Origin of the sequence: Klebsiella sp. GG_Kp175, from assembly GCF_040062325.1 — a bacterium.
In the GTDB taxonomy this organism is placed as follows: domain Bacteria; phylum Pseudomonadota; class Gammaproteobacteria; order Enterobacterales; family Enterobacteriaceae; genus Klebsiella; species Klebsiella quasipneumoniae.
In genome coordinates this window covers 64,808-91,544 of the sequence record NZ_JBEAFX010000035.1, presented here as the reverse complement: position 1 = coordinate 91,544, position 26,737 = coordinate 64,808, and the positions used below count along the sequence as shown (strand labels likewise).

At 57.5% G+C, this 26,737-nt stretch carries 26 protein-coding genes; 15 read left to right on the top strand and 11 right to left on the bottom strand.

Annotated elements, in window-relative coordinates:
• Positions 1-59: 59 nt before the first annotated feature.
• On the bottom strand, positions 60-947 hold the full coding sequence (gene metF, locus ABLU73_RS24445; protein WP_004203682.1) for a methylenetetrahydrofolate reductase: 888 nt from the start codon (positions 945-947) through the stop codon (positions 60-62).
• A 74-nt stretch (positions 948-1,021) separates the two neighbouring features.
• Between metF and ABLU73_RS24440 the strand changes: the two genes are divergently transcribed.
• The 3 genes from ABLU73_RS24440 (at position 1,022) to ABLU73_RS24430 (ending at position 3,911) form a co-directional block, all read left to right on the top strand.
• A complete protein-coding gene (locus ABLU73_RS24440; protein ID WP_017899816.1) occupies positions 1,022-1,195 on the top strand; it encodes a hypothetical protein in 174 nt (57 codons plus the stop codon).
• A gap of 108 nt (positions 1,196-1,303) precedes the next feature.
• Positions 1,304-2,803, top strand: coding sequence for a PTS transporter subunit EIIC (locus tag ABLU73_RS24435; protein WP_023319432.1), 1,500 nt, complete (start codon positions 1,304-1,306; stop codon positions 2,801-2,803).
• Positions 2,804-2,894: 91 nt separating this feature from the next.
• A complete protein-coding gene (locus ABLU73_RS24430; protein ID WP_023319431.1) occupies positions 2,895-3,911 on the top strand; it encodes a substrate-binding domain-containing protein in 1,017 nt (338 codons plus the stop codon).
• A 2-nt stretch (positions 3,912-3,913) separates the two neighbouring features.
• Here ABLU73_RS24430 and ABLU73_RS24425 read toward each other — a convergent pair whose 3' ends face one another.
• Positions 3,914-4,822 carry a LysR family transcriptional regulator gene (locus tag ABLU73_RS24425; RefSeq protein WP_106939585.1) on the bottom strand — a complete coding sequence of 303 codons (909 nt, stop codon included), beginning with the start codon at positions 4,820-4,822 and terminating at the stop codon, positions 3,914-3,916.
• 91 nt (positions 4,823-4,913) lie between these two features.
• On the opposite strand from ABLU73_RS24425, the gene ABLU73_RS24420 reads away from it, so the two are divergent.
• Positions 4,914-5,285, top strand: coding sequence for a carboxymuconolactone decarboxylase family protein (locus ABLU73_RS24420; RefSeq protein WP_004203680.1), 372 nt, complete (start codon positions 4,914-4,916; stop codon positions 5,283-5,285).
• Between the two features lie 38 nt (positions 5,286-5,323).
• On the opposite strand, the gene ABLU73_RS24415 is transcribed toward ABLU73_RS24420, so the two are convergent.
• Both ABLU73_RS24415 and metB read right to left on the bottom strand, forming a co-directional pair.
• Positions 5,324-7,756, bottom strand: coding sequence for a bifunctional aspartate kinase/homoserine dehydrogenase II (locus tag ABLU73_RS24415; protein ID WP_264924714.1), 2,433 nt, complete (start codon positions 7,754-7,756; stop codon positions 5,324-5,326).
• A 2-nt stretch (positions 7,757-7,758) separates the two neighbouring features.
• Positions 7,759-8,919: a cystathionine gamma-synthase gene (metB, locus tag ABLU73_RS24410; protein ID WP_004203678.1), complete on the bottom strand. Its 1,161-nt coding sequence runs from the start codon at positions 8,917-8,919 to the stop codon at positions 7,759-7,761.
• Between the two features lie 267 nt (positions 8,920-9,186).
• On the opposite strand from metB, the gene metJ reads away from it, so the two are divergent.
• Entirely contained in the window at positions 9,187-9,504 is a 318-nt protein-coding gene (gene metJ / locus ABLU73_RS24405) for a met regulon transcriptional regulator MetJ (RefSeq protein WP_002882924.1), read from the top strand.
• A gap of 101 nt (positions 9,505-9,605) precedes the next feature.
• Here the strand turns inward: metJ and rpmE are convergent, their stop codons facing one another.
• Positions 9,606-9,818: a 50S ribosomal protein L31 gene (gene rpmE / locus ABLU73_RS24400; protein WP_002882922.1), complete on the bottom strand. Its 213-nt coding sequence runs from the start codon at positions 9,816-9,818 to the stop codon at positions 9,606-9,608.
• A 252-nt stretch (positions 9,819-10,070) separates the two neighbouring features.
• Between rpmE and priA the strand changes: the two genes are divergently transcribed.
• The 7 genes from priA to rraA all read left to right on the top strand — a co-directional run bounded on the left by priA (position 10,071) and on the right by rraA (position 18,038).
• Positions 10,071-12,266 (top strand): primosomal protein N', encoded by a 2,196-nt coding sequence (gene priA, locus ABLU73_RS24395; protein WP_032455464.1) that lies wholly within the window; start codon positions 10,071-10,073, stop codon positions 12,264-12,266.
• Between the two features lie 150 nt (positions 12,267-12,416).
• Positions 12,417-13,445, top strand: a complete 1,029-nt coding sequence (cytR, locus tag ABLU73_RS24390; RefSeq protein WP_004203676.1) for a DNA-binding transcriptional regulator CytR — start codon at positions 12,417-12,419, stop codon at positions 13,443-13,445.
• Between the two features lie 93 nt (positions 13,446-13,538).
• Positions 13,539-14,504 carry a cell division protein FtsN gene (ftsN, locus tag ABLU73_RS24385; RefSeq protein WP_004203675.1) on the top strand — a complete coding sequence of 322 codons (966 nt, stop codon included), beginning with the start codon at positions 13,539-13,541 and terminating at the stop codon, positions 14,502-14,504.
• 91 nt (positions 14,505-14,595) lie between these two features.
• The gene (gene hslV, locus ABLU73_RS24380) at positions 14,596-15,126 is read left to right on the top strand and encodes an ATP-dependent protease subunit HslV (RefSeq protein WP_002882918.1); all 531 of its coding nucleotides are present in this window, start codon (positions 14,596-14,598) and stop codon (positions 15,124-15,126) included.
• Positions 15,127-15,135: 9 nt separating this feature from the next.
• Complete coding sequence (gene hslU / locus ABLU73_RS24375) at positions 15,136-16,470, top strand: HslU--HslV peptidase ATPase subunit (RefSeq protein WP_004203674.1); 1,335 nt, start codon at positions 15,136-15,138, stop codon at positions 16,468-16,470.
• A 69-nt stretch (positions 16,471-16,539) separates the two neighbouring features.
• Positions 16,540-17,460 (top strand): 1,4-dihydroxy-2-naphthoate polyprenyltransferase, encoded by a 921-nt coding sequence (gene menA / locus ABLU73_RS24370; RefSeq protein WP_004203673.1) that lies wholly within the window; start codon positions 16,540-16,542, stop codon positions 17,458-17,460.
• Between the two features lie 92 nt (positions 17,461-17,552).
• Complete coding sequence (gene rraA, locus ABLU73_RS24365; RefSeq protein WP_002882913.1) at positions 17,553-18,038, top strand: ribonuclease E activity regulator RraA; 486 nt, start codon at positions 17,553-17,555, stop codon at positions 18,036-18,038.
• Between the two features lie 61 nt (positions 18,039-18,099).
• Here rraA and pfkA read toward each other — a convergent pair whose 3' ends face one another.
• From pfkA to cpxP, 3 genes are all read right to left on the bottom strand, one after another.
• Complete coding sequence (gene pfkA / locus ABLU73_RS24360; RefSeq protein WP_002882911.1) at positions 18,100-19,062, bottom strand: 6-phosphofructokinase; 963 nt, start codon at positions 19,060-19,062, stop codon at positions 18,100-18,102.
• A gap of 196 nt (positions 19,063-19,258) precedes the next feature.
• Positions 19,259-20,161: a CDF family cation-efflux transporter FieF gene (fieF, locus tag ABLU73_RS24355; RefSeq protein ID WP_002882907.1), complete on the bottom strand. Its 903-nt coding sequence runs from the start codon at positions 20,159-20,161 to the stop codon at positions 19,259-19,261.
• A 159-nt stretch (positions 20,162-20,320) separates the two neighbouring features.
• Complete coding sequence (cpxP, locus tag ABLU73_RS24350; RefSeq protein WP_004203672.1) at positions 20,321-20,824, bottom strand: cell-envelope stress modulator CpxP; 504 nt, start codon at positions 20,822-20,824, stop codon at positions 20,321-20,323.
• A 149-nt stretch (positions 20,825-20,973) separates the two neighbouring features.
• On the opposite strand from cpxP, the gene cpxR reads away from it, so the two are divergent.
• Both cpxR and cpxA read left to right on the top strand, forming a co-directional pair.
• Positions 20,974-21,672, top strand: a complete 699-nt coding sequence (cpxR, locus tag ABLU73_RS24345) for an envelope stress response regulator transcription factor CpxR (protein ID WP_004203671.1) — start codon at positions 20,974-20,976, stop codon at positions 21,670-21,672.
• Positions 21,669-23,042, top strand: coding sequence for an envelope stress sensor histidine kinase CpxA (gene cpxA / locus ABLU73_RS24340; RefSeq protein WP_004203670.1), 1,374 nt, complete (start codon positions 21,669-21,671; stop codon positions 23,040-23,042). Before cpxR ends, cpxA begins: the two co-directional genes overlap by 4 nt.
• Before the next feature lie 63 nt (positions 23,043-23,105).
• On the opposite strand, the gene yiiM is transcribed toward cpxA, so the two are convergent.
• Positions 23,106-23,780: a 6-hydroxyaminopurine reductase gene (gene yiiM / locus ABLU73_RS24335; protein ID WP_032455462.1), complete on the bottom strand. Its 675-nt coding sequence runs from the start codon at positions 23,778-23,780 to the stop codon at positions 23,106-23,108.
• A gap of 72 nt (positions 23,781-23,852) precedes the next feature.
• Complete coding sequence (gene sodA, locus ABLU73_RS24330; protein ID WP_004203668.1) at positions 23,853-24,473, bottom strand: superoxide dismutase [Mn]; 621 nt, start codon at positions 24,471-24,473, stop codon at positions 23,853-23,855.
• A 289-nt stretch (positions 24,474-24,762) separates the two neighbouring features.
• On the opposite strand from sodA, the gene rhaT reads away from it, so the two are divergent.
• The gene (gene rhaT, locus ABLU73_RS24325; RefSeq protein ID WP_004203667.1) at positions 24,763-25,797 is read left to right on the top strand and encodes an L-rhamnose/proton symporter RhaT; all 1,035 of its coding nucleotides are present in this window, start codon (positions 24,763-24,765) and stop codon (positions 25,795-25,797) included.
• A gap of 32 nt (positions 25,798-25,829) precedes the next feature.
• On the opposite strand, the gene rhaR is transcribed toward rhaT, so the two are convergent.
• Positions 25,830-26,675 carry an HTH-type transcriptional activator RhaR gene (gene rhaR, locus ABLU73_RS24320; protein WP_004203666.1) on the bottom strand — a complete coding sequence of 282 codons (846 nt, stop codon included), beginning with the start codon at positions 26,673-26,675 and terminating at the stop codon, positions 25,830-25,832.
• Positions 26,676-26,737: the final 62 nt, after the last annotated feature.

The following is a 26,737-nucleotide window of genomic DNA, read 5'->3' as shown; positions in this document are numbered from 1 at the left end:
GTGTTTTTTATGTTTATCTGCCGGACGTGTCGCCCACTGGCGGCGGAAACGGCAAGCACTCAGGCCGGACGCACGCCCAGCGTATGGCAGATGGCGTAGCTCATTTCGGCGCGGTTCAGGGTGTAGAAGTGGAAATCTTTTACCCCTTCCCGACTTAAAATCTTGACCATGTCCATAGCGATGTTAGCCCCCACCAGCTGACGGGTTTCGGCATCGTTATCGAGACCTTCGAACATTTTCGACATCCACACCGGGATACGAACGTTGGTCATATCCGCAAACTTTTTCGCCTGTTTAAAGTTGGATACCGGCAGGATACCCGGAATAATTTCCACGTCGATGCCCGCTGAGACGCAGCGATCGCGAAAACGCAGGTAGCTTTCCACATCGAAGAAGAACTGGGTGATCGCGCGGTTGGCGCCTGCCTCGACTTTGCGTTTCAGGTTGAGTAAATCCGCCTGCGCGCTTTTCGCTTCCGGATGCACTTCCGGATACGCGGCAACAGAGATATCGAAATCCCCCACCTCTTTCAGCAGGCTGACCAGATCGGCGGCATACATCTCCGGTTTACCGCTGCCCGGCGGCAGGTCGCCGCGCAACGCGACGATATGGCGGATGCCGTTGTTCCAGTAATCCTGGGCGATAGTGCGCAGCTCATCGCGAGTCGCATCGATACAGGTCAGGTGCGGCGCCGCTTCCAGACCGGTTCGCTCTTTAATGCCCTTGATGATGCTGTGGGTGCGATCGCGCTCGCCGGAGTTCGCGCCATAGGTCACCGAGACAAACTTCGGTTTCAGACTGCTCAGGCGATCGATGGATTTCCACAGGGTTTGCTCCATTTCACTGGTGCGCGGCGGAAAGAATTCAAAGGACACATTAATCTGGCCCTGGACTTCCGCCAGGCTCTGATTCAGGGCTTCCCGCTGATTGGCGTGAAAAAAGCTCATACCTTACCTCATCAATCGCATGTAATGGCTGTTGTATTGCGAACTTCTATACGTTTAGACGTCCAGATGTAAAAATGACGGAAAAGCGCGCGGGCGTCAATAGAAAAATCTGCGTAAAGAGTGAGGAAAAGGCGGCCAATATGAAAAAAATTCATCTTCCGGCCAGAATGGATGCCGCGCAGGAAGAATTCGATCCGATGAAATTTGAAGCAGTTCAAAAAACCAGCATCTCCCCATGTTGGCCATAGCGATTGTTATTGCAGCCGCTGATCGCTTGGTTCAGAGTAAGTAGAACGTTCTACTAGAACGTTCTACTTACGCAATAATGCTTATAAAATCTATTCGGGGATATCACCATGAGTCTGTGGTCAGGGTTCATAAAATCATTATCAAAACTGTCGATGATCGGCCGCGCCTTGATGCTGCCGATTTCGCTCCTCCCGGCCGCCGGCTTACTGTTGGCCTTCGGGGATAAATTCCATATGCCCTTGATGATGAACGCCGGCGGTATCATTTTTGATAACCTGCCAATGCTGTTCGCAATTGGTTCAGCCGTGGGGCTGGCATCAGAATCGGGTATCGCTGCGCTGTCGGCAGCCGTCTCCGTCTTCATCACTAATATCACCATTAGCACTGTGCTCGGCATTACGCCGGAGATGGCCTCTCAGGGCGGAAAATATGCCATGGTCGTCGGCATCCCGACGCTGCAGATGGGGGTTTTTGGCGGTCTCATCTGCGGTATTCTCGCGGCGTGGTGCTATAACCGCTTCCATGCGATGCAGTTGCCTGAGTTCCTTGGCTTCTTCTCGGGTAAGCGTTTCGTGGCGATCGCCACGGCATTTCTCTCATTTATCCTCGGCCTGCTGTTGCCTTATGTCTGGCAACATATCCAGGCTGGTATTGACTCACTGTCGATGGTGGTAAACGGCGACAACCAGGCTGCATCGACCTTTATTTTCGGCCTTGTTGAACGGGCGCTGATCCCACTGGGACTGCACCACATATGGTATCCCTCTTTCTGGTACTCTTTCGGCGATTACACCACTCAGGCAGGCCAGGTGATCCACGGCGACCAGACCATCTGGTTTAAAATGCTGGAAGAAGGGGTGAAATCTTTTAGCTCTGATAGCTACCAAAACGCTGGGAAGTTTATGCAGGGGGAATTCCCGCTTATGCTGTTCGCGCTTCCAGCTGCCTGTCTGGCGATGTATCACGAAGCGCATACTAAGAATAAAAAAATCGCGGCCGGTATTCTCTTCTCTGCCGCGCTGACCTGCTTCCTGACCGGCATTACCGAACCCGTAGAATTTACCTTTATCTTCGTGGCGCCGATCCTGTACGTCTTCAACGCCATCATGGCGGGGCTCTCGTACATGACAATGTATCTGCTGCATGCGCATATCGCTAAATCCTTCTCGGCGGGGCTAATTGACTATATCTCCTTCGGTATTCTGCCGTCGCTGAACGGCTATCAAACCCACTTCCTCAACGCGGTTATCGTTGGCGTGCCGATGGGGCTGATTTATTATTTCACCTTCCGGTTCGTTATCCGTCGCTTTGATGTGAAAACACCAGGCCGTACCGATATCACTGTCACCGCCGATGATAAAACCGACGCGGAGCTGGCAACGGAGATCGTCAATCTTCTCGGTGGTTCACAAAATATCGATTCCGTCGGGGCTTGTATCACCCGCTTGCGCCTGGAAGTGGCTGAGCGCGATGCGGTTGATAAAGATGGCCTCAACGGCATCGGCGCACGCGGGGTGGTCTTCGTCGGCGATAACGGCATCCAGATTATTTTTGGCGCCAGGGCGCAATTTATCGCGCAAACCATGTCGGGGATGATTGGCAAATAACAAGAAGGTGTTATGGTGTGGAAGTAGGCTTACCGTGGGTAAGCCTATGTCTGCGATCTGACGGTAATACACGCGTTGTCATGGAGCGATTTTGAAGAAAGTCAGCATTATAGATGTGGCGAAACTGGCCGGCGTCTCCGTTTCGACGGTGTCGCTGGTATTACGCCAGAAAGGGAAGATCTCCGACGCCACCATCGAAAAAGTCAACGCGGCCATCCAGGAACTTGGCTATGTACATAACGTCGCCGCCGCTAACCTTCGCGCCAATACCACCAATTTGATCGGCCTGATCCTGCGCGACTTCAACGACAGTTTTTCCATTAAAGTGATGGCGAATATCGTCCAGGAGCTGGAGAAGCAAGGCTATATGGTGATCCTCGGCCAGCCGCGCGACGATCATGACTATCTGGCCCGCTGCCTGCTGTCGTTTAAACAGCAGGGCGTCGCCGGCGTGATATATCTTGATGCCGATACCACCAGCAATGCGCTGCCTGCGGCGTTACAAGCATGTCCTCTGCCGCTGGTCGCCGTCTCGCAAACGCCGCTCTCCGGCCATCATGACCAGGTGGTCCGCGATAATCGCCAGGCCGCCAGCATCGCCGCCCGCTATTTGATTGAACGCGGCCATCGCTACATCGCCTATATTGGCGGACAGGATAATGACCTGATTCGTCAGCAGCGGCTGCTTGGCTTATACAGTACGCTGGAGAAAAACGGCATGACCGTACGGGAGGAATTTGCTCCTGCCTGCAGCGACAATACGCAGGCTGCCAGTATCGCTACCCGCCAGTTGCTGGAAAAAAATAATGCCATTACCGCCCTGCTGTGCCACTCACCGGATGCAATGATTGGCTGCCTCAGCGGCATTCATCAGGTTGGACGCACGGTGGGAAAAGATGTCTTTCTCACTCAGCAGGTGGCGCTGGTGGGTTTTGAAGACATGATGCACGTTAATTTGACCTCGCCATCCTTCACTTATGTCTCTTCCGCCAGCGAAGAGACAGGACGTCAGGTAGCCTCGCTCATTATCCGCAAAATCAAAGAACCTGCCCTGCCGACCCAGCGCATTACCCTTTCCGGACAGCTGGTGGCTCGAGAGTCAGCCTGAGGCTAGCCAGTCGTCAGGTGCTCATCCAGCAGTGAGAGCCATTGCTGCACGGATTCTGCCTGGTGAGGCGCATAGATCACCCCAAGGCTTAACGGCATGCTGTCGCCTTCAGCGACAGGACAGAACACCACCCCCTGACGCTGGATTGCGGAAAAGGACGCCGGCAGGAGGATCATGCCTTCCCCACGCGCAATTCGCGCCAGCAGCACATCATGTTCGGCAGGCTCTTCCACATAAGCGGGGGTATAGCCAGCCCGGTCGAAAATGCGTCGCGTGTAGTCAAAGAAATCGGGGTTACGCTCACGTTTAAACCAGAACAACGGCCGGTGATTGAGCGCGCTTAGCGTTAACGCTGGTGTGGCGGCTTCCGGCCAGGAGGCTGGCACTGCCGCGATGAGCGGCTCCTGATACGGCAATGGGTGCAAGTGCAGCCCTTCAGTATTGAGCGGCAGCGCAACCAGCGCCGCATCGAGTTTGCCTTTGCGCACCTGCTGAGCCAGCGCCGGTGAAGCGTGGCGGGTGATATGCAACGCGCGGGTATGTTCGCTCAGCGCAGATTCAACAGCGGCGAAAATGCCTTGTTCGAAGGCGGTAGTCATGCCCAGACGCAGAGACGGCGGCGAGTGAACGGAGAGCTCACTCAATGCCGCCAGCGTGCGTTCCTGGAGCGCCAGCATGGGCCGAATCATCGCCAGCACCTCTCTGCCCGCGTCGGTAAGGATCAGGCCTTTGCTATGGCGCTGAAACAGCGTCACCCCCAGCTGCGCTTCCAGATGGCGCATATGGCGACTCAGCGGCGGCTGCGAGATAAATAACCGCTGCGCCGCCCGGCTGATGTTATTTTCCTCCGCCACCACCGCAAAGGCGCGCAGCAGGCGGATATCGAGAGAATGCAATCGCGAAGTTGTCATACTGAAAAGGTATCACGAAAAGGGTATTACTCAAGTCCGGCAAACTTCCCTACCCTTCCTCTCAACGCATCATCACAGAGAGGAAAAAACGATGTCCAGCGAACGTTATATCACCGGTCAGGAAATGCTTCAGCGCGTGGACGGTCACGGCGGGGAAGCCGTCGTCGACAGCCTGCGGGATATCGCCCCCGACTTCGCCCGCTATCTGATTGAGTTCCCCTTCGGCGATATTTACGCCCGGCCAGGGCTTGATTTGCGCAGCCGGGAAATCGCCACCATCGCCGCGCTCACCGCGCTGGGTAACGCCGAGCCGCAGCTGAAAGTGCATATTGCCGCGGGATTAAATGTTGGTCTGACGCAAGAGGAAATTACGGAAGTGATCATGCAGATGGCGGTCTACGCCGGATTCCCGGCGGCGCTAAACGGCCTGTTTGCCGCTAAAGCGGTTTTTGCGGCGCACTAACAAAAAAGACCAGGCCTGGCCTGGTCTTTTTCTCGGGATTACAGCAGCTGCGCCAGACGGTTAATATCCGACTGGATCGCCCCGGCGGTCACGTCACGCCCGGCGCCGGGCCCGCGGATCACCAACGGATTATCACGATACCAGCGGCTTTCGATAGCAAACACGTTATCGCACGGCAGCAGCGCCGCCAGCGGGTGCTCTTCGCGTACCGCTTCCACGCCGACGCGAGCTTTGCCGTTGGCATCAAAGCGCGCCACGTAGCGGAGCACCAGCCCCATCTCGCGGGCCGCCTCCAGGCGCTGCAGCATCTGCTCGTTCAGCTCTTCGCCATTCTCAAAGAAGTGATCAACCGAACCCTCTTCACAGTGCGCCGGGACCAGTGATTCCACGCGCACCTGATCCGGTTCGATGTCATAGCCCGCTTCCCGCGCGAGGATCACCAGCTTGCGCATCACATCTTTACCGGACAGATCGACGCGCGGATCCGGCTCGGTCAGCCCCTGCTGCCACGCCTGATCCACCAGGTCGGTGAACGGCACGGTGCCATCGAACTGCAGGAACAGCCAGGAGAGCGTTCCCGAGAAGATACCGCTCAGGCCGAGGATGGTATCGCCGCTGTCGATCAGGTCGCGCACCGTATGGTTCACCGGCAAGCCGGCGCCCACGGTGGCGTTATACAGCCAGTGGCGCCCCGTCTTCTCAAACGCGTCGTGGATCTGGCGATACTTATCGCTGCTGCTGGCCCCCGCCAGCTTGTTGGCGCTGATCACGTGGAAGCCATGGCTGGCGAAATCAAGATACTGGTCGGCCAGCTGTTCGCTGGCGGTGACGTCCAGCACCACTAAATCATCGTACGGGTGCGCGCGCATCCACAGGAACAGCGACTCTTCATCCTGCTCCACCGCTTCATCGTTGAAGAAAGCTAGCGCCCGGCTGGCGTCCAGCCCGTCATAGTTCAGCAGACTGCGTTTACTGTCGACCACGCCGGCGAGAACAAACTCAAAGCCGGTGCGCGCCGAGAGCGTGGTTTGTTCACGGGCGAACAGCTCCAGCCAGCGGGAACCGATGTTTCCTTTGCCGAACAGCATCAGGCCAATACGCTTTTCGGCACGAAACAAGGACTGGTGCAGCCCCTGGATCAGGCTTTCCGTCGGCCCGGCGCGCAGTACGGCCACCAGGCTGATTCCTTCTTCCGACTGCCAGGTGAACTCCACTGGCTGCCCTTTCAGCTGCTGCCAGAAACGGTGGCAGTGCAGGGGGTTACGGGTGACGCCAGCGCCCACCATCGCCACCAGCGCCAGCTTCTGACGCAGACGCAGCTCGCCCGGCAGACCCGCTTCATCGAGCAGCTTCAGCGCGCTGTCGGCCACCTCGGAGGTATAGCAAAACTGCAGCAGCTTGCGGTCGGCATGGACGCCAACGGCTAACGGGCGTAGCTGGGCGCGTTTGAGCAGGGCGTCCAGCTCTTTATGCGCCAGTTTGAAATCGTGACCGGCCGGCACCTGGAACTCCACCAGGCAGACGTCGTCATGGCTGGTGACAATCCGGGCGCCAGTACCGGAGGCCAGCACGCGCTCAATGCGCGTGGAACCCTGTTCCGGCGTATAGCTGCAGCGTAACTGCAGATCGATATCGCTGGCGGAAACCGGCTGTAGCGTGCGAGCATGGAGCACCGGCGCGGCCAGGCGCGCCAACTCGCTGGCTTCGTCCAGACGCAGCAGCGGCAGCAGACAGGCGTCTTTCACCTTGCGCGGATCCGCGCTGTACACCCCGGCGACGTCGCTCCAGATAGTGACGCGGGAAGCGCCCGCCAGCGCACCGATCTGGGTGGCGGAGTAGTCAGACCCGTTACGGCCCAGCAGGACGGTTTCACCGGCCTGGTTGCGGGAGATAAAGCCGGTCACCACCAGACGTTTGTTAGGATGCTGCGCCATCAGCTGCTGCAGCAGTGGATAGGATAATCCTTCATCCACCTGCGGCTGCGCGGCGCGTTCCGCGCGCAGGAACGCGCGCGCGTCCAGCCAGGCGGCTTCCATTCCCAGCTGGTTGAGAACCGCCGCCATCAGGCGCGCGGACCACACTTCCCCATGGCCGACCACTTCCGCATAGACCGCTTCGGAAACCCCGCCGTCCAGCAGACCAGCCAGACGCTCAAGGTCGTGGATAAAGGAGGCAATCAGCGTATCCGCCGCCGCAGGCTCCACCAGACCGCCAATCAGTTCGGTGTGATAGCGGCGAAGCGACTGCTGAACCTGATGCGCAGCAAGGCGATCGCTCTGGCTAAGCTTAAGCCAGCTGATCAGCTGGTTGGTGGTGCTGCCAGCGGCGGAGACGACCATCATGTCCCCCGCCTGCGAATACTCCTTCATGATCCCCGCGACGCGCAGGTAACATTTCGCATCCGCTAAACTACTCCCACCAAATTTGTGCAGCTGACGACCCTTCGCCCCTGCCTGCGCAATCACACTCATCTTTATTCCTCGTTTGCTGCCCGGAAGCCATTTTCCAGGTCGGCAATTAAATCTTCACCATCTTCAATACCGGTCGAAATACGCAGGAGCGTTTCTGAAATTCCGGCGGCGGCACGCGCTTCAGGCGCCATGCCGGCATGCGTCATCGTTGCCGCATGGGAAATCAGGCTTTCAACACCCCCCAGCGATTCCGCCAGTGTAAACAGCGACAGCCCGCTCAGGAAACGGCGCAGCGTCTGCTCGTCACCGTCCAGCTCGAAGCTTAACATTGCGCCAAAACCTTTTTGCTGACGCGCCGCAATTTCATGCCCCTGGTTTTCCGGCAGCGACGGATGATACAGCTTTTTCACCAGTGGCTGGGTTTTCAGATACTCGACAATCGCCAGGGCATTACGCTGCGCCACTTCCATGCGTGGAGAAAGCGTCCGCAGCCCGCGCAGCAGCAGATAGCTGTCGAAGGCGCTGCCGGTGACGCCAATATTATTCGCCCACCATGCCAGTTCGGTGACAGTCGCCGGATCGTTGGCAATCACCACCCCGGCCACCACATCAGAGTGACCATTAAGGTATTTAGTACAGGAGTGCAACACCAGATCGGCGCCCAGCGCCAGCGGGTTTTGCAGCGCCGGACTCAGGAAGGTGTTATCGACCACGCTGATCGCCCCGGCTTCGCGCGCCAGACCACAGATTTTCGCAATATCCACTACCCTCAGCAATGGATTACTTGGGCTTTCGACCAGCACCAGCTTCGGTTTTTCCGCCAACGCCGCCCGCAGCGCCTGCTCATCGTTTTGATCGACGAACTGAACGCGATAGCAGCCGCGCTTCGCCAGGCTATCGAACAGACGGTAGCTGCCGCCGTAGCAGTCATGCGGCGCCACCAGCAGATCGCCAGGCTTAAGGAACACCGTCGTCACCAGCAGGATCGCCGACATACCGGTATTGGTCAGCACCGCGCCAGCGCCGCCCTCCAGCTCCGCTAAGGCACGCTGCACCACATCACGCGTCGGGTTGCCGCGGCGGGAGTAGTCGTGAGCGCGAGGTTCATTAAAGTCGGTGAAGTTATAGGTACTGGAGAGGTGGATCGGCGGGACAACGCAACCGTACTGCTCGTCGTCATTTAAACCGCTACGCACTGCGATGGTGGCCTGTTTACGCGTCATGTTGGGAAGTTCCTGGGCTGAATCGGTGAAAAGTCAGGCTCCAGAGTAATCATTGTCACAATAGACGTCAATACATCTGGACATCTAAACTTCTTTGCGTATAGATTGAGCAAAGTGCAAATAGCCGTTAAAATTATATGCATTAGCGCACGTCGGCGGCGGCTTATCTCATGTCAGAAAGCCTGCGCTTACGGTAAACTACGCGCAATTATAGCCCGGGCGGAATATTCTGGCCCTTCACTAATAAACAGAGGATTAAGGTATCTCATGGCTGAATGGAGCGGCGAATATATCAGCCCATACGCTGAGCACGGTAAGAAGAGTGAGCAAGTAAAGAAAATTACGGTTTCCATTCCTCTGAAGGTGTTAAAAATCCTCACCGATGAACGTACGCGTCGTCAGGTGAATAACCTGCGTCACGCGACCAACAGCGAGCTGCTGTGCGAAGCGTTCCTGCATGCCTTTACCGGACAACCGTTGCCTAACGATGAAGACCTGCGTAAAGAGCGCAGCGATGAGATCCCGGAAGCGGCGAAAGCGATTATGCGTGAACTGGGTATCGACCCGGATACGTGGGAATACTGAGACAATAAAAAGGGCGGAAGCACTCTTCCGCCCTTTTTCTTTCTCGCCCAGGCAGGCGAGAGACACAAAAAAGCCGCCCTGAGGCGGCTTCTTCTGGCAACTTACTTGCTGCCCGGGATGCTGAAGCGCTTGTTGAAGCGGTCAACACGGCCACCGGTAGCAACATCACGCTGTTTGCCGGTGAAGAACGGGTGGCATTTGCCGCACACGTCGAGGTTCAGGTCATGACCTACAGTGGAGCGGATTTTCATGACATTACCGCAAGAACAGGTAGCAGTAATTTCGTCGTAATTTGGGTGAATACCTTTTTTCATGGGAGAACCTCAGTTAAGGCCGCGTCGCTCTTCCAGCCCTAACGCCAGACACCACGCGATATTAGTAATTTCCCGTCGCCCTCTACGCTGCTGACAGCGTGAAGCACACGGTAATGGTCAATCTTCAATGCGATATAAAGCGCATCAAAGGCGGCGAATCATACAGAATTTGACCAGCATATGCAAACTGATCCGCGCCGCCTTATCGTAATGTGTATACTATCCCGCCAGATTTCAAGTCAGGAAGATGACATGCCCGTCGCCCACGTTGCCCTACCCGTTCCGCTACCGCGCACCTTTGACTATCTGCTGCCTGACGGCATGGCGGTCAAAGCGGGCTGTCGGGTGCGGGTGCCGTTCGGCAAACAGGAGCGGATCGGCATTGTCGCGGCGGTCAGCGAGCGCAGCGAGCTGCCGCTGGACGAGCTAAAACCGGTCGCGGAAGCGCTGGACGACGAACCGGTCTTCTCCGGTACCGTCTGGCGGTTGCTGATGTGGGCGGCTGAGTACTACCATCACCCGATCGGCGATGTGCTGTTCCATGCGTTGCCCATTCTGCTGCGCCAGGGTAAACCCGCCAGCGCTACGCCGCTGTGGTACTGGTTCGCCACCGAGCAGGGGCAGGCCGTCGATCTTAACGGTCTGAAACGCTCGCCGAAGCAGCAGCAGGCGCTGGCGGCGCTGCGCCAGGGCAAAATCTGGCGTCATCAGGTCGGCGAACTGGAATTTAATGAAGCGGCGCTGCAGGCGCTGCGCGGCAAAGGGCTGGCGGAGCTGGCCTGCGAAGCGCCCACCCTCACCGACTGGCGCAGCGCGTATTCGGTGGCTGGCGAACGCCTGCGTCTTAATACCGAGCAGGCCACCGCCGTCGGCGCGATCCACAGCGCCGCCGATCGCTTCTCCGCCTGGCTGCTGGCGGGTATTACCGGCTCCGGGAAAACGGAAGTGTATTTGAGCGTGCTGGAGAATGTGCTGGCGCAGGGGCGCCAGGCGCTGGTGATGGTGCCAGAGATCGGCCTGACGCCGCAAACCATCGCCCGTTTTCGCCAGCGCTTTAACGCGCCGGTGGAAGTCCTGCACTCCGGGCTCAATGACAGCGAACGTCTCTCGGCCTGGCTGAAGGCGAAAAACGGCGAAGCGGCCATTGTGATCGGCACCCGCTCCTCGCTGTTTACCCCGTTTAAAGACCTCGGCGTCATCGTCATCGACGAAGAGCATGACAGCTCCTACAAGCAGCAGGAGGGCTGGCGCTACCATGCCCGCGACCTGGCGGTATGGCGCGCCCACAGCGAACAGATCCCGATAATTCTCGGCTCGGCGACGCCGGCGCTGGAGACCCTGCATAACGTCCGCCAGGGCAAATACCGCCAGTTAACCTTAAGCAAACGCGCGGGCAATGCGCGCCCTGCCCAGCAGCACGTGCTCGATCTCAAAGGGCAACCGCTGCAGGCGGGTCTGTCTCCCGCGCTGATTGGCCGTATGCGTCAGCATCTGCAGGCGGATAACCAGGTGATCCTGTTTCTTAACCGCCGCGGCTTTGCGCCAGCGCTGCTGTGCCACGACTGCGGCTGGATAGCGGAATGTCCGCGCTGCGACAGCTACTATACGTTGCACCAGGCGCAGCACCATCTGCGCTGCCACCATTGCGACAGTCAGCGCCCTATCCCGCGCCAGTGCCCCTCCTGCGGCTCCACGCACCTGGTGCCGGTGGGTATCGGCACCGAACAGCTGGAGCAGGCCCTGGCGCCGCTGTTTCCTGACGTGCCTATTTCGCGTATCGACCGCGATACCACCAGCCGCAAAGGGGCGCTGGAAGAGCATCTCGCCGCCGTCCATCGCGGTGGGGCGCGTATTTTAATTGGCACCCAGATGCTGGCCAAAGGCCACCACTTTCCGGACGTCACCCTCGTCTCCCTGCTGGACGTCGACGGGGCGCTGTTTTCCGCGGATTTCCGCTCCGCCGAGCGTTTCGCTCAGCTCTATACCCAGGTCTCCGGGCGAGCGGGGCGGGCAGGAAAACAGGGCGAAGTGATCCTGCAAACCCACCATCCGGAACACCCTCTGCTGCAGACCCTGCTGTATAAAGGCTACGACGCTTTCGCCGAACAGGCGCTGGCAGAGCGGCAGACAATGCAGCTACCGCCGTGGACCAGCCATGTGCTGATTCGTGCGGAAGACCATAACAACCAGCAGGCGCCGCTGTTTTTACAGCAGCTGCGCAATCTGCTGCAGGCCAGTCCGCTGGCCGACGACAAGCTATGGGTGCTCGGTCCGGTTCCGGCGCTGGCGCCGAAGCGCGGCGGCCGCTGGCGGTGGCAGATATTGCTGCAGCATCCTTCGCGGGTGCGCCTGCAGCATATCGTCAGCGGTACGCTGGCGCTGATCAATACGCTGCCGGAGGCGAAAAAAGTGAAGTGGGTGCTGGATGTCGATCCTATTGAAGGGTAAGCCTTCTCTTGCGAGCCGGATCGAAAAATTCAACAAGCATCACGTTTTTCATGAAAATTCTGTAACTCACTGCCGCGACTATCTGATAAAAAAGATGCAGCAGTTAGCGCGCAAGGGAAATGCCAGCGCCATTCAGCGAGGAGAAACCAGGTGAAGCCCAAAAAACAAGTGGTTGCCGCCACCATGAAAGACGTCGCCTTAAAGGCAAACGTTTCCACGGCAACCGTGTCCCGAGCGTTGATGAACCCTGATAAGGTGTCGCAAGCCACCCGTAACCGGGTCGAGCAGGCGGCGCTGGAAGTCGGCTATTTACCGCAGTCGCTCGGACGCAATATGAAGCGCAACGAATCGCGGACGATCCTCGTGATCGTTCCGGATATCTGCGATCCCTTTTTTAGCGAAGTGATCCGCGGTATTGAAGTCACTGCCGCCGAGCATGGATATCTGGTGTTAATCGGCGATTGCGCCCACCAGAATCAGAAAGAAAAAACCTTTATCGACCTTATCATCACCAAGCAGATTGACGGCATGGTGCTGCTCAGCTCGCGCCTGCCGTTTGACGCCAGCGTGGAAGAGCAGCGCAATTTGCCACCGATGGTCATGTCGAACGAGTTCGCGCCGGAGCTGGAGCTGCCCACCGTCCACATCGATAACCTGACGGCGGCCTTTAACGCGGTAAACTACCTTCACGAGCTGGGACACCAGCGTATCGGCTGCATCGCTGGCCCGGAAGATATGCCGCTGTGCCATTATCGCCTGCAGGGTTACGTGCAGGCGCTGCGCCGCAGCGGTATCACCGTTGATCCGCACTATATCGCTCGCGGCAACTTTACCTTCGAAGCTGGCGCCAATGCGCTGGAGCAGCTGCTGTCGCAGCCGGTACCGCCCACGGCGGTCTTTTGCCATAGCGATGTGATGGCGCTGGGCGCCTTATCGCTGGCGAAACGCCGCGGTCTGAAAGTGCCGGACGACCTGTCGATTGTCGGCTTCGATAACATCGCGTTGTCTGAATTTTGCGATCCGCCATTGACCACCGTGTCACAGCCGCGTTTTGATATCGGCCGTGAAGGAATGCTGCTATTACTTGAGCAAATGCAGGGTCATAACGTGAACAGCGGCTCGCGCCTGCTCGATTGCGAACTGATAGTTCGCGGCAGTACGCAAAAAATCAGACGATAACCATCAGGCTTTCGGGCCTGCTCTTCTGGTCAAAGGCCCGCCGCTTAAGTAACATGGCGGGCTGACGAACGAATATAAGACAGCGAAACGATAGTGGCACAACGAGATTATGTACGCCGCAGCCAACCGGCTTCTTCGCGGCGCAAAAAGAGCACTACCCGAAGCTCAAGGAATAAGCAAAGCAGCCTTCCGGCAATTTCACCGGCTATGGTGGCGATCGCGGCGGCTGTGCTGGTGGCCTTTATCGGTGGACTCTATTTCATTACGCACCATAAGAAAGAAGAAGCGGAAGCGATGCAAAATCGCCAGGCCGCCGGCAACGGCTTGCCGCCAAAACCGGAAGAGCGTTGGCGCTATATTAAAGAGCTGGAAAGTCGACAGCCGGGCGTTCGCGCGCCGACCGAACCGACCGCCGGCGGCGAAGTGATGAAACCGGAGCAGCTGACTGACGAACAGCGCCAGCTGCTGGCCCAGATGCAGGCCGATATGCGTCAACAGCCGACTCAGCTGACCGAAGTGCCGTGGAACGAACAAACGCCGGCCCAGCGCCAGCAGACGCTACAGCGCCAGCGTTTAGCGCAGCAACAGCAGCAGGCGCAACAGCAACAGTGGGCGCAAACTCAGCCGCAGACCGTGCAGCAGCCGCCGCGCGTTCAGCAGCCGAAGCCGGTCCAGCAGCAACAGCCGAAGCAGACCGCGTCAAACCAGCAGCCGTACCAGGATCTGCTGCAGACGCCAGCGCATACCAATACCACGCAGCCGCGTACCCAGGCCGCGGCGCCGGTAACTCGGGTGGAAGAAGCGCCGAAAACCACCGCCGAGAAGAAAGACGATCGTAGCTGGATGATCCAGTGCGGCTCCTTTAAAGGCGCCGAGCAGGCCGAAACCGTCCGCGCTCAGCTGGCTTTCGAAGGGTTTGCTTCGCACATCACCACCAACAACGGCTGGAACCGCGTGGTCATTGGCCCGCTGAAAGGCAAAGAAAGCGCCAACGAGATGATCACCCGCCTGAAGATGGCTGGACACGCGAACTGCATTCGTCTCGCCGCCAGGGGTTGAAACCCTCAAAAACCCCCCCATCTATAATTGCATTCGGCCCCGCGGACAGCGCGGGGCCCCTGTTCCGCTTTTGCAACCAAGGGGTCTGCTCGTGACTACAATTGTAAGTGTTCGCCGTAACGGCCATGTTGTTATTGCCGGTGATGGCCAGGCCACGCTGGGCAACACCGTAATGAAGGGCAACGTGAAAAAAGTGCGTCGTCTGTACAACGACAAAGTGATTGCCGGTTTCGCTGGTGGCACCGCCGACGCCTTCACGCTGTTCGAACTGTTTGAACGTAAACTGGAAATGCACCAGGGCCATCTGGTGAAGGCCGCCGTTGAGCTGGCTAAAGACTGGCGAACCGATCGGATGTTGCGCAAGCTGGAAGCGCTGCTGGCCGTCGCGGACGAAAACGCGTCGCTTATCATCACCGGTAACGGTGACGTGGTACAGCCGGAAAACGATTTGATTGCTATCGGCTCCGGCGGTCCTTACGCCCAGGCCGCGGCCCGCGCGCTGCTGGAAAACACCGATATGGGCGCGCGCGATATCGCCGAGAAAGCGTTGGATATTGCAGGTGATATCTGCATCTATACCAACCATTTCCACACCATCGAAGAATTACCTTCTAAAGCGTAAGGATCTCCCATGTCTGAAATGACCCCACGCGAAATTGTCAGCGAACTGGACAAACACATTATCGGCCAGGACGCCGCCAAGCGTTCTGTTGCTATCGCCCTGCGTAACCGCTGGCGCCGGATGCAGCTTAACGAAGAGCTGCGTCATGAAGTCACGCCGAAAAACATTCTGATGATCGGCCCAACCGGCGTCGGTAAAACCGAAATCGCTCGTCGTCTGGCGAAACTGGCCAACGCGCCGTTTATTAAAGTTGAAGCGACGAAGTTCACCGAAGTGGGCTATGTCGGTAAAGAAGTGGATTCTATCATCCGCGATCTGACCGATGCGGCGATCAAAATGGTTCGTATGCAGTCCATTGAAAAGAACCGTTACCGCGCGGAAGAGCTGGCTGAAGAGCGCGTACTTGACGTGCTGATCCCACCGGCGAAGAACAACTGGGGCCAGACTGAGCCGTCGCAGGAACCGTCTGCGGCGCGCCAGGCGTTCCGTAAGAAACTGCGTGAAGGCCAGCTGGACGATAAAGAGATTGAAATCGATCTCGCCGCGGCGCCGATGGGCGTTGAAATCATGTCCCCTCCGGGCATGGAAGAGATGACCAGCCAGCTGCAGTCCATGTTCCAGAACCTCGGCGGCCAGAAGCAGAAACCGCGTAAGCTGAAAATCAAAGACGCAATGAAGCTGCTGATTGAAGAAGAAGCGGCCAAACTGGTCAATCCGGAAGAGCTGAAGCAGGAGGCCATCGACGCTGTAGAGCAGCACGGTATCGTCTTTATCGACGAAATCGACAAAATCTGTAAGCGCGGCGGCAACACCTCCGGCCCGGACGTCTCCCGTGAAGGCGTACAGCGCGACCTGTTGCCGCTGGTGGAAGGCTGCACCGTCTCCACTAAGCACGGGATGGTCAAGACCGACCACATCCTGTTCATCGCCTCGGGCGCGTTCCAGGTGGCCAGCCCGTCCGATCTGATCCCGGAACTGCAGGGGCGTCTGCCGATCCGCGTTGAGTTGAAGGCGCTGACCACCCACGACTTTGAGCGCATCCTGACTGAACCGAACGCCTCCATCACCGTGCAGTACAAGGCGCTGATGGCGACCGAAGGGGTGAATATCGAATTTACCGAAGACGGTATCAAGCGTATCGCTCAGGCCGCATGGCAGGTAAACGAAACCACCGAGAACATCGGCGCGCGCCGTCTGCACACCGTGCTGGAGCGCCTGGTGGAAGATATCTCCTATGATGCCAGCGAGATGAACGGCCAGACCGTCACTATCGATGCCGAATATGTGAGTAAGCACCTGGATGTTCTGGTGGCAGATGAAGATCTGAGCCGTTTTATCCTATAATCCGGTGCAATGCATTTTCATCACTGTTGATGGGGGCTATCGCCCCCATTTTTATTGGCTAGAATAACTATGACTGATATCAGCCGTTCTCAGGCGTGGCTGGAAAGCCTGCGTCCTAAAACGTTACCGCTGGCATTTGCCGCGATTATTGTTGGCACCGTCCTTGCCTGGGAGCAGGGACATTTTGATCCCTGGGTCGCCCTGCTGGCGCTGATCACCGCCGGCTTGCTGCAAATTCTTTCCAACCTCGCCAATGACTACGGCGACGCGGTCAAGGGGAGCGATAAACCGGACCGCATCGGGCCGCTGCGCGGGATGCAGAAAGGGGTGATTACCCCCCAGCAGATGAAGCGCGCCCTGATTGTCACCGTCGCGCTGATCTGTCTGTTTGGTCTGGCGCTGCTGTGCGTCGCCTGGCAGAGCGTCGGCGATTTCATCGGCTTCCTCGCGCTGGGTGGCTTGTCGATCGTGGCCGCCATCACCTACACGGTGGGCACCCGCCCGTATGGTTATATCGGCCTTGGTGATATTTCGGTACTCGTTTTCTTCGGCTGGCTGAGCGTCCTCGGCAGCTGGTATCTGCAAGCGCATAATGTGGAAGCGGCCATCTTTCTGCCGGCAACGGCCTGCGGTCTGCTGGCGACCGCCGTGCTGAATATCAATAACCTGCGTGATATCGACAGCGACCGGCAGAACGGGAAGAACACCCTCGCCGTGCGCCTGGGGCCGGTGAATGCCCGCCGCTATCATGCCTGCCTGCTGCTCGGCGCCCTGCTGTGTCTGGCGCTGTTTAACCTGCTGGCGCTGCATTCAGCCTGGGGCTGGCTGTTTATTCTCGCTACGCCGCTGCTGGTCAAACAGGCGCGTTACGTCCTGCGCGAATCCGATCCGCTGGCGATGCGGCCGATGCTCGAAAAGACGGTCAAAGGGGCTTTACTGACCAACCTGCTGTTTGTTATCGGGATTATTGCCAGTAAGCTGGCGGCTTAACTGACAAATATCAATTAACAATTGATGATTTTGCCAACAATGCGATTCGCGGGATATACTAAAAACTCTCGCAGCAACTGAACGTTAAGCCTATGAAATACGATACTTCCGAGCTTTGTGACATCTACCAGGAAGATGTCAACGTCGTGGAACCGCTGTTCTCTAACTTTGGAGGACGGTCGTCGTTTGGTGGACAGATCATTACGGTAAAATGTTTCGAGGATAACGGGTTGCTCTACGATCTGCTCGAGCAGAATGGCCGTGGTCATATTCTCCTGATCGACGGCGGCGGCTCAGTACGACGCGCGTTAATTGACGCTGACCTGGCGCGTCTGGCCGTACAGAATGAATGGGAAGGGTTGGTGGTCTATGGCGCGGTGCGCCAGGTTGACGACCTTGAGGAACTGGATATCGGCATCCAGGCGCTGGCGGCCATTCCGGTCGGCGCGGCTGGCGAAGGCATCGGCGAAAGCGACGTGCGCGTCAATTTCGGCGGCGTGACCTTCTTCAGCGGCGACCATCTGTATGCCGATAACACCGGGATGATCCTGTCGGAAGACCCGCTGGATATCGAATAAGCCTTGCGCCATAAAAAAGGCCTTCTCCATGAGAAGGCCTTTTGTTTATCCGGCGCGTAACTTAGTACAGTTTCTTCGCGCAATCCAGCCAGTCGTTCTTGAACGGACGCTTCATGTTCTCGATGGCATCGATGATGTCGTGGTGCACCAGCTTCTCGTTCTGGATGCCGACGCAACGGCCGCCATGGCCCTGCAGCAGCAGCTCAATCGCATAGGCGCCCATGCGGGAAGCCAGGATACGGTCGTAAGGAACCGGGGAACCACCGCGCTGAATGTGGCCGAGGACGGTGGCGCGGGTTTCACGGCCGGTCTCTTTCTCGATGTAGCTTGCCAGCTCGTCAACGTCGCACATGTGCTCGGTGATCGCCACGATAGCGTGTTTTTTCCCTTTCGCGATGCCGGCTTTGATTTCAGCCACCAGATCGTCGCGGGTATATTCCACTTCCGGCACCATGATGAACTCACAGCCGCCAGCAATCGCCGCCGCCAGAGTCAGATCGCCGCAGTAACGGCCCATCACTTCCACCACGGAGATACGCTGGTGCGAAGAGGAGGTGTCGCGCAGACGGTCAATCGCTTCCACCACGGTGCTCAGAGCGGTGAAGAAGCCGATGGTGTAGTCAGTGCCTTTGATATCGTTGTCGATGGTGCCCGGCAGGCCGATGCACGGGAAGCCCATCTCGGTCAGGCGCATCGCCCCCATATAGGACCCGTCACCACCGATAACCACCAGCGCGTCCAGGCCGCGCTTCTTCATGTTTTCGATAGCCACAGCGCGGATGTGTTCTTCGCGGAATTCCGGGAAGCGAGCGGAGCCCAGGAAGGTGCCGCCGCGGTTGATCATGTCGGAAACGCTGTAACGGTCGAGCTGAACCATACGGTCTTCGTACAAGCCGAGGTAACCGTCATAGATTCCAAAAACTTCCAGACCTTCCGTTAATGCCGCGCGCACAACTCCACGAATTGCTGCGTTCATGCCCGGCGCATCACCGCCACTTGTCAACACACCGATTTTCTTAATCATGACTACCTCTGAACTTAGGAAGCAAAAAATAATTCTGTTGCCTGAAGCGCTCCCTCACCAGGAGTGCACGACGCTAATGACAATAGTATATCAAACGCTTCAAGCTGAATTGATTCAGGTCAGACCAAACGGCGGTAATTTATACAAAAAATGCCGAGCTGACCCACATTTTTACATCGAGTTTACAGACTATAACCTAACGCTCAAAAAAGCCCTGCTGCGCCGCTGGCACCACAGAACTGGGATCCTGATGGATAATGACATCGGATCCCGGGAAACGGCGCAGAATCGCCTGCTCCACCTGGTCTGCAATCACGTGGGCTTGCACCAGCGGGAGGTTATCTTCCATTTCCAAATGAATCTGAATAAAGCGGGTCGGCCCTGACTGCCGCGTTCGTAGATCGTGTGCCCCGCGGATGCCGGGCCATGCGGTCACGATGGTGATAATGTCCTGACGCTCCTCGTCAGGCAAAGCGCGGTCGAGTAACGACTGAACCGCCTCATAGCCCATCCGCAGCGCGCTATATAAAATATAGATGCCAATTCCTAAGGCAAACAACGCATCGGCGCGATGCCAGCCGTACCAGGATAGGCCCAGCGCCACCAGAATGGCGCCGTTCATCATAACATCAGACTGATAATGAAGCATATCCGCCCGCACCGCCTGGCTCTGGGTTTTTCGCACCACCCAGCGCTGGAAAGTCACCAGCGCCAGCGTGCTGACGAGAGCGATCAGCGTCACTACGACCCCGACGCCGGCGGCCTGCAGCGGCTCCGGACGCACCAGGTGCTGAATACCGGTGAGAAACAGGAACAGCGCCGAGCCGGAGATAAACATGCTTTGCGCCAGCGCCGCCAGCGACTCCGCTTTGCCGTGGCCAAAGGTGTGTTCTTCATCAGCTGGTTGCAGCGAATAGCGAACCACCAGCAGGTTGGTCAGCGAGGCGGCAATATCCACCAGCGAATCCACCAGCGCAGCCAGAATACTGACTGAACCGGTATACCACCACGCAAAAATTTTGATCAAAAGTAACGCAGAGGCCATCGCTGTCGCAGCGATAGCGGCGCGGCTGACCAACCGGCCATAAGATTGATTCATATAGGCTCCTTCTCCTGTACTGCGCTTAGTATAACCTGAACTTGTGACGCTCACGGGAAAGGCGAAGAAGTTGATTTGCCGAAAAAAGGGCAAAAAAAACCCCCTCATCATGAGGGGGGAAGACAGGGATGGTGTCTATGGCAAGGAAAACAGGGTTTGTTACTGGGGTTGCAGGGTGTTGCTACTACTCGAAAGCATCATCGCTGAGCCTTTCTGCATCCTTGCAACCTCACGCAACTGATCCATACGTTGCTGGTGCTTAGCATTTAAAACCGCTTGCTGCTCTGGCGTAAGCAGGTGGTACATCTGGTTGCGGACCTTAGCCATCTCGACCTGGCGAGCAACCTGTTCCTGCGCCATCTTTTCTGCCTGAGCGCGCACAGCGTTTTCATCAAAATTTTCTGCGGTGACAAGGCGATGCATTGTCTCCATTTCGCTAACATTAACGGGGAGCCTGTCGTGGCGTGCCCGTTGCATAAGATCCCGTAACTGCTGACGTTGCTGCTCGGTTAAACTTATGCCGTCAAACATATGGCTCTGGCTACCGCGCTGTCCCCCTTCGTCTCCGGGGAGCCAGTTAACGCTGGTAACGACTTCAGCGGCCTGGCTAATTGCACTTAGCGCCAGCGTTGAGGCCATGACGGCAGCGATAACATTGCGCATCACATACTCCCAAAACGTTTGTGTCGCGATTCAACGAGAGACAGTCTACGATTCAGGCTGCAAACATGCGTCAGGGGGTGTAAAACAACGTAAAGTCATGGATTAGCGGGCCTTGATGACGTAATTTCTGCCTCGGAGGTATTTAAACAATGAATAAAATCCTGTTAGTTGATGATGACCGGGAGCTCACCTCCCTGTTAAAAGAGCTGCTCGATATGGAAGGTTTTAACGTGCTGGTGGCCCATGATGGGGAACAGGCGCTGGCCCTTCTGGACGACAGCATTGATTTATTGCTGCTCGACGTAATGATGCCGAAGAAAAACGGTATCGATACGCTTAAAGAGCTGCGTCAGACACACCAGACACCGGTTATCATGCTAACAGCGCGCGGGAGCGAGCTGGATCGCGTTCTCGGCCTCGAGCTGGGCGCAGATGACTATTTGCCTAAGCCGTTCAACGATCGTGAACTGGTGGCGCGTATACGCGCGATTCTGCGCCGTTCCCACTGGAGCGAACAGCAGCAGACGACCGAAGCCGGTTCGCCGACCCTGGAAGTGGATGCCTTAAGCCTCAATCCGGGCCGTCAGGAAGCCAATTTCGATGGCCAGACGCTGGAGCTCACCGGCACCGAGTTCACCCTGCTCTATCTGTTAGCGCAGCATCTCGGCCAGGTGGTGTCACGCGAACATTTAAGCCAGGAAGTGTTAGGCAAGCGCCTGACGCCGTTCGACCGCGCTATCGATATGCATATTTCCAACCTGCGGCGTAAGCTGCCGGAGCGCAAAGATGGCCATCCGTGGTTTAAAACGCTGCGTGGCCGCGGGTATCTGATGGTTTCCGCTTCATGATTGGAAGTTTGACTGCACGCATCTTCGCCATCTTCTGGCTCACGCTGGCGCTGGTGTTGATGCTGGTGCTGATGTTGCCTAAACTGGACTCCCGGCAGATGACCGAGCTGCTGGAAAGCGAGCAGCGTCAAGGCATCATGATCGAGCAGCACGTTGAGGCCGAGCTGGCCAACGATCCGCCGAACGACCTGATGTGGTGGCGTCGTCTGTTTCGCGCCATCGATAAATGGGCGCCTCCTGGGCAACGCCTGCTGCTGGTGACCAGCGAAGGCCGCGTGATCGGCGCAGAACGCAACGAGATGCAGATCATTCGCAACTTTATCGGCCAGGCCGATAACGCCGATCATCCGCAGAAAAAACGCTATGGCCGCCTGGAAATGGTGGGCCCGTTCTCCGTCAGGGATGGGGAGGATAACTATCAGCTGTATCTGATCCGTCCCGCCAGCACCTCACAATCCGACTTTATCAACCTGCTGTTTGACCGGCCGCTGCTGCTGCTGATCGTCACAATGCTGGTTAGCGCCCCGCTGCTGCTGTGGCTGGCGTGGAGCCTGGCGAAACCAGCGCGTAAGCTGAAAAATGCCGCCGACGAGGTCGCCCAGGGCAACCTGCGGCAGCATCCGGAGCTGGAAGCTGGACCGCAGGAGTTTTTAGCCGCCGGCGCCAGCTTTAACCAGATGGTGACGGCCCTGGAGCGGATGATGACCAGCCAGCAACGGCTACTGTCCGATATCTCGCACGAGCTGCGCACGCCGCTTACGCGCCTGCAGCTGGGCACCGCCCTGCTGCGCCGCCGCAGCGGTGAGAGCAAAGAGCTGGAGCGAATCGAAACTGAAGCGCACCGGCTGGACAGCATGATCAACGACCTGCTGGTGATGTCGCGCAATCAGGCGAAAAACGCCCTGGTGAGCGAGACGGTCAAAGCCAATCAGCTGTGGAGCGAAGTGCTGGACAACGCGGCGTTTGAAGCCGAGCAGATGGGTAAATCCTTCACCGTTGAGTATCCTCCGGGCCCGTGGCCGCTGTACGGTAACCCCAATGCGCTGGAAAGCGCGCTGGAGAACATCGTCCGCAACGCCCTGCGCTACTCGCACACGAAGATTTCCGTCAGCTTCTCGGTGGATAAAGACGGGATTACGGTTAACGTCGATGACGACGGCCCGGGAGTCAGTCCGGAGGATCGCGAGCAGATTTTCCGGCCATTCTACCGGACCGACGAGGCGCGCGACCGCGAGTCCGGCGGCACCGGCCTGGGGCTGGCGATTGTCGAAACCGCTATTCAGCAGCACCGTGGCTGGGTGAAGGCCGACGACAGCCCGCTGGGCGGTCTGCGCTTAACCCTCTGGCTGCCGCTGTATAAGCGCACCTGATGCTATCCCGGCTTGCGCTACGCTAAGCCGGGAGCATCCCCGGAAATACTCAATATGGGGGAATTATTTCCCCCATAATCTCCGCGAACTATCCTCGATCTTACCGCTTAAACGGCGCTTCTGCATGGTTCTGCTCCAGCTCACCGACAGGCCCGCGGCCGACAATAAGCGGTGGTACTGATCGTCATCAAACGGCATATGCCAGGCAATCGCCCCGGCCTCATGGACGCTGACCTCACTCAGGCGAGAGACCAGCTCGAGCGGCGCATCGCTGGAGGCTTTCCCCCCGGCGATCACCCGATACAACCAGCCGGTCTTCCCGCTGTTTTGCATCAGCTGAGCCATGTCATTGATCGAAAAATGAAAGTTGAGCTTGAAGCACGGAGAGCGCGGCTGGGTGACCTGGATCAGCGCCTCGCCCCAGCGAAAGATATCGCCAATGTAGACGTTTTGTTCGGTGAGCCCGGTGGTGGAGAGGTTTTCGCCGAACGCCGGGGCGCAGAACCGATCGGCCTGCTGGGGGAATTCACGGATCCAGTCGGCATAGTGTTCGCGCGGATAGTGACACAGCGCGCGGTCCGGCCCGCCGTGTATTTTCTTCTCCGCCTGCTCATCCCCTTCGAGACCGAGATCGCCGAGCTGCAACTCGCCGTCAACCTGGATTTTGCCGATCGCGCTGGGACGACTGCCCGTGTAGTCCCTGATTTTGCCGACAAAGACATTCACCGGATAATGCATCTCTGCTCTCCTTGCTACCGATATAAAAAAAGCGAGCCATCAGACTCGCTTCTCTCTTAGCACATTGCAACCTTATTTTTTGGCGGCAAAACGCGCTGCAGCTTCGTCCCAGTTCACCACATCCCAGAAGGCTTTGATGTAGTCCGGGCGACGGTTCTGGAATTTCAGGTAGTAAGCGTGTTCCCACACGTCCAGACCCAGGATCGGGAAGCCAGAAGCGCCGGAAATGGCTTCGCCCATCAGCGGAGAATCCTGGTTAGCGGTGGAGACAACGGCCAGTTTGTCACCTTTCAGGACCAGCCACGCCCAGCCGGAACCGAAACGGGTAGCAGCGGCTTTTTCAAATTCCGCTTTGAAGTTGTCCACAGAGCCGAAATCGCGCTCGATAGCCGCTTTCAGGTCGCCCTGCAGGGTGGTACCGGTTTTCAGGCCTTTCCAGAACAGGCTGTGGTTCGCGTGGCCGCCGGCGTTGTTACGCAGTACGGTTTTTTTGTCAGCCGGCAGCTGATCCAGCTTGGTGATCAGCTCTTCAGCGGACAGGTTAGCGAACTCCGGCAGGCTTTCCAGCGCGGCGTTGGCATTGTTCACGTAGGTCTGATGGTGTTTGGTGTGATGGATCTCCATCGTCTGCTTGTCGAAGTGCGGTTCCAGAGCATCGTAAGCGTACGGCAGGGATGGCAGGGTATAGCTCATAATCATCTCCATTATTGTCGAGCGGCTCAAGTGTTAACGCCGCGTAAGCAGTTTGTCCATTATAGTTAATTAAATGGTATTGAAAATGCTTATCAATGCCGTATTTTTCATATGGATATAACCAGAAGAAATACCCGCCGTTTTGTGATGTAGAACAACTAATTAAGCCCATGGTTGCCAGAGTTCGCCATCCTGTGGCAACGTCCTGAAGGCGGCCAAAGCGGCTAATTTTTACACTCATCGCATCGGAAGCCGCCGTCTCCGATAAAAAAAGATGAGGATAAAATCAATGAACCACGCGATTACGATGGGTATTTTTTGGCATTTGATAGGGGCCGCCAGTGCCGCCTGTTTCTATGCCCCGTTCAAGAAAGTAAAACACTGGTCGTGGGAAACCATGTGGTCGGTCGGGGGGATCGTCTCCTGGCTGATCCTGCCCTGGGCCATCAGCGCCACGCTGTTACCCGATTTCTGGGCCTACTACCGTTCCTTTAACGCCTCCACGCTGCTGCCGGTCTTTCTGTTCGGCGCCATGTGGGGTATCGGTAATATCAACTATGGCCTGACCATGCGCTATCTCGGTATGTCGATGGGGATTGGCATCGCCATTGGCATCACGCTGATTGTCGGTACGCTGATGACGCCGATTATTAACGGTCAGTTTTCGGTGCTGATGCACACCCAGGGCGGTCAAATGACGCTGCTCGGCGTGCTGGTGGCGGTGGTTGGCGTTGGCATCGTCACCCGCGCGGGCCAGCTGAAAGAGCGCAAAATGGGCATCAAAGCCGAAGAGTTCAATCTGAAGAGAGGGCTTCTGCTGGCAGTGATGTGCGGTATCTTCTCGGCAGGGATGTCGTTCGCGATGAACGCCGCCAAACCGATGCATGATGCCGCCGCGGCGCTCGGCGTCGACCCGTTATATGCGGCGCTGCCAAGCTACGTGGTGATTATGGGCGGCGGGGCGCTGGTTAACCTTGGCTTCTGCTTTATTCGTTTGGCAAAAGTGAAGAGCCTGTCCGTCAAAGCCGATTTCTCGCTGGCCAAACCCCTCATCATCAGCAACCTGCTGCTTTCCGCCCTCGGCGGCCTGATGTGGTATCTCCAGTTCTTCTTCTATGCCTGGGGCCACGCCAGCATTCCGGCGCAGTATGACTATATGAGCTGGATGCTGCACATGAGCTTCTACGTACTGTGCGGCGGTCTGGTGGGTCTGGTGCTGAAAGAGTGGAACAACGCCGGTCGTCGTCCGGTGAGCGTCCTGAGCCTCGGCTGCGTGGTGATCATCATCGCCGCCAACATCGTCGGTCTGGGAATGGCCCGTTAAGCACCGGAGCATTTGCCTGACAAAGACGCGCTTCAGGCGGCGGCGCGACTGCGCTGCCGCCACTGCCCCGGCGACATGCCGATTTCCCGGCTGAACACCACCGAAAAGTAGTTACTGTCCTCAAAGCCGCACTGCATGGCGATATCGCCGATTAAGCGCTCGGTATGCTGCAACAGATACTGCGCATGGCAGATCCGCAGCTGGCGTAAATAGTGATTGATGGTCATCCCGGTTTGCTGGCGAAACTGCTGACGTAGCGCCCGCTCGCTGCCACCCTCCTGCTCGCAGAAACGCTCCAGGACAAAGGGGCGGCTCAGGCTGGCCGCCAGCGCGGCCAGCAGTTTGTCCAACAGCGCTTCGCGCTGCGTCGCCGCCAGATTATCCGTCGCGTAGCGATGCCGCTGGAGGGTCAGCGCCAGCTGAGCAAACAACAGCTCGGCCATCGCATTCCCCTGCGCATCGTGCCGGGAACACTCATGCTCAAGCTGACTAATCACCTGACGCGCCTGCGCCATACCGGTGCTGCCCATGCGCCAGTGGGGCTTCCACGGGGTGCCGAAGAGGCCAGGGATCGCCCCCGCCCAGTCGAAATTGAGCTGCAGCCGCTCCGGGCAATAGATGATGTTCTGCAGAACCAGATCGTTAACGGAAGCATAGGAGTGTTTATCTTCGGCGCGAATATAGAACAGATCGCCGCGGGTAATGCGCCAGGGACGGTCGTTGAGAACATGCAGCCCGTTGCCCCGCCACACCAGCACCAGCTCGCAGAACTCATGGGTGTGTTCAGCGAAGACGTTTTGCGGATAGCGGTCAGCCACCGCCACCGCCTGCGTGGCGGAAGGGAAAAATTCCTCTTTACGTAGAATCAAACCGGCCACGGCTCACACTCCTAACGCGGATAACGGCGCATTATTCGCGTTTTTGCTCCGCAATACGTTGA

Excerpts from the sequence above, each read along its gene's own strand:
- metF (WP_004203682.1), bottom strand. The coding sequence starts at position 947 with ATGAGCTTTTTTCACGCCAATCAGCGGGAAGCCCTGAATCAGAGCCTG.
- ABLU73_RS24440 (WP_017899816.1), top strand. The coding sequence starts at position 1,022 with ATGACGGAAAAGCGCGCGGGCGTCAATAGAAAAATCTGCGTAAAGAGT.
- ABLU73_RS24435 (WP_023319432.1), top strand. The coding sequence starts at position 1,304 with ATGAGTCTGTGGTCAGGGTTCATAAAATCATTATCAAAACTGTCGATG.
- ABLU73_RS24425 (WP_106939585.1), bottom strand. The coding sequence starts at position 4,822 with ATGACAACTTCGCGATTGCATTCTCTCGATATCCGCCTGCTGCGCGCC.
- ABLU73_RS24420 (WP_004203680.1), top strand. The coding sequence starts at position 4,914 with ATGTCCAGCGAACGTTATATCACCGGTCAGGAAATGCTTCAGCGCGTG.
- ABLU73_RS24415 (WP_264924714.1), bottom strand. The coding sequence starts at position 7,756 with ATGAGTGTGATTGCGCAGGCAGGGGCGAAGGGTCGTCAGCTGCACAAA.
- metB (WP_004203678.1), bottom strand. The coding sequence starts at position 8,919 with ATGACGCGTAAACAGGCCACCATCGCAGTGCGTAGCGGTTTAAATGAC.
- metJ (WP_002882924.1), top strand. The coding sequence starts at position 9,187 with ATGGCTGAATGGAGCGGCGAATATATCAGCCCATACGCTGAGCACGGT.
- rpmE (WP_002882922.1), bottom strand. The coding sequence starts at position 9,818 with ATGAAAAAAGGTATTCACCCAAATTACGACGAAATTACTGCTACCTGT.
- priA (WP_032455464.1), top strand. The coding sequence starts at position 10,071 with ATGCCCGTCGCCCACGTTGCCCTACCCGTTCCGCTACCGCGCACCTTT.
- hslU (WP_004203674.1), top strand. The coding sequence starts at position 15,136 with ATGTCTGAAATGACCCCACGCGAAATTGTCAGCGAACTGGACAAACAC.
- menA (WP_004203673.1), top strand. The coding sequence starts at position 16,540 with ATGACTGATATCAGCCGTTCTCAGGCGTGGCTGGAAAGCCTGCGTCCT.
- rraA (WP_002882913.1), top strand. The coding sequence starts at position 17,553 with ATGAAATACGATACTTCCGAGCTTTGTGACATCTACCAGGAAGATGTC.
- pfkA (WP_002882911.1), bottom strand. The coding sequence starts at position 19,062 with ATGATTAAGAAAATCGGTGTGTTGACAAGTGGCGGTGATGCGCCGGGC.
- fieF (WP_002882907.1), bottom strand. The coding sequence starts at position 20,161 with ATGAATCAATCTTATGGCCGGTTGGTCAGCCGCGCCGCTATCGCTGCG.
- cpxP (WP_004203672.1), bottom strand. The coding sequence starts at position 20,824 with ATGCGCAATGTTATCGCTGCCGTCATGGCCTCAACGCTGGCGCTAAGT.
- cpxR (WP_004203671.1), top strand. The coding sequence starts at position 20,974 with ATGAATAAAATCCTGTTAGTTGATGATGACCGGGAGCTCACCTCCCTG.
- cpxA (WP_004203670.1), top strand. The coding sequence starts at position 21,669 with ATGATTGGAAGTTTGACTGCACGCATCTTCGCCATCTTCTGGCTCACG.
- yiiM (WP_032455462.1), bottom strand. The coding sequence starts at position 23,780 with ATGCATTATCCGGTGAATGTCTTTGTCGGCAAAATCAGGGACTACACG.
- sodA (WP_004203668.1), bottom strand. The coding sequence starts at position 24,473 with ATGAGCTATACCCTGCCATCCCTGCCGTACGCTTACGATGCTCTGGAA.
- rhaT (WP_004203667.1), top strand. The coding sequence starts at position 24,763 with ATGAACCACGCGATTACGATGGGTATTTTTTGGCATTTGATAGGGGCC.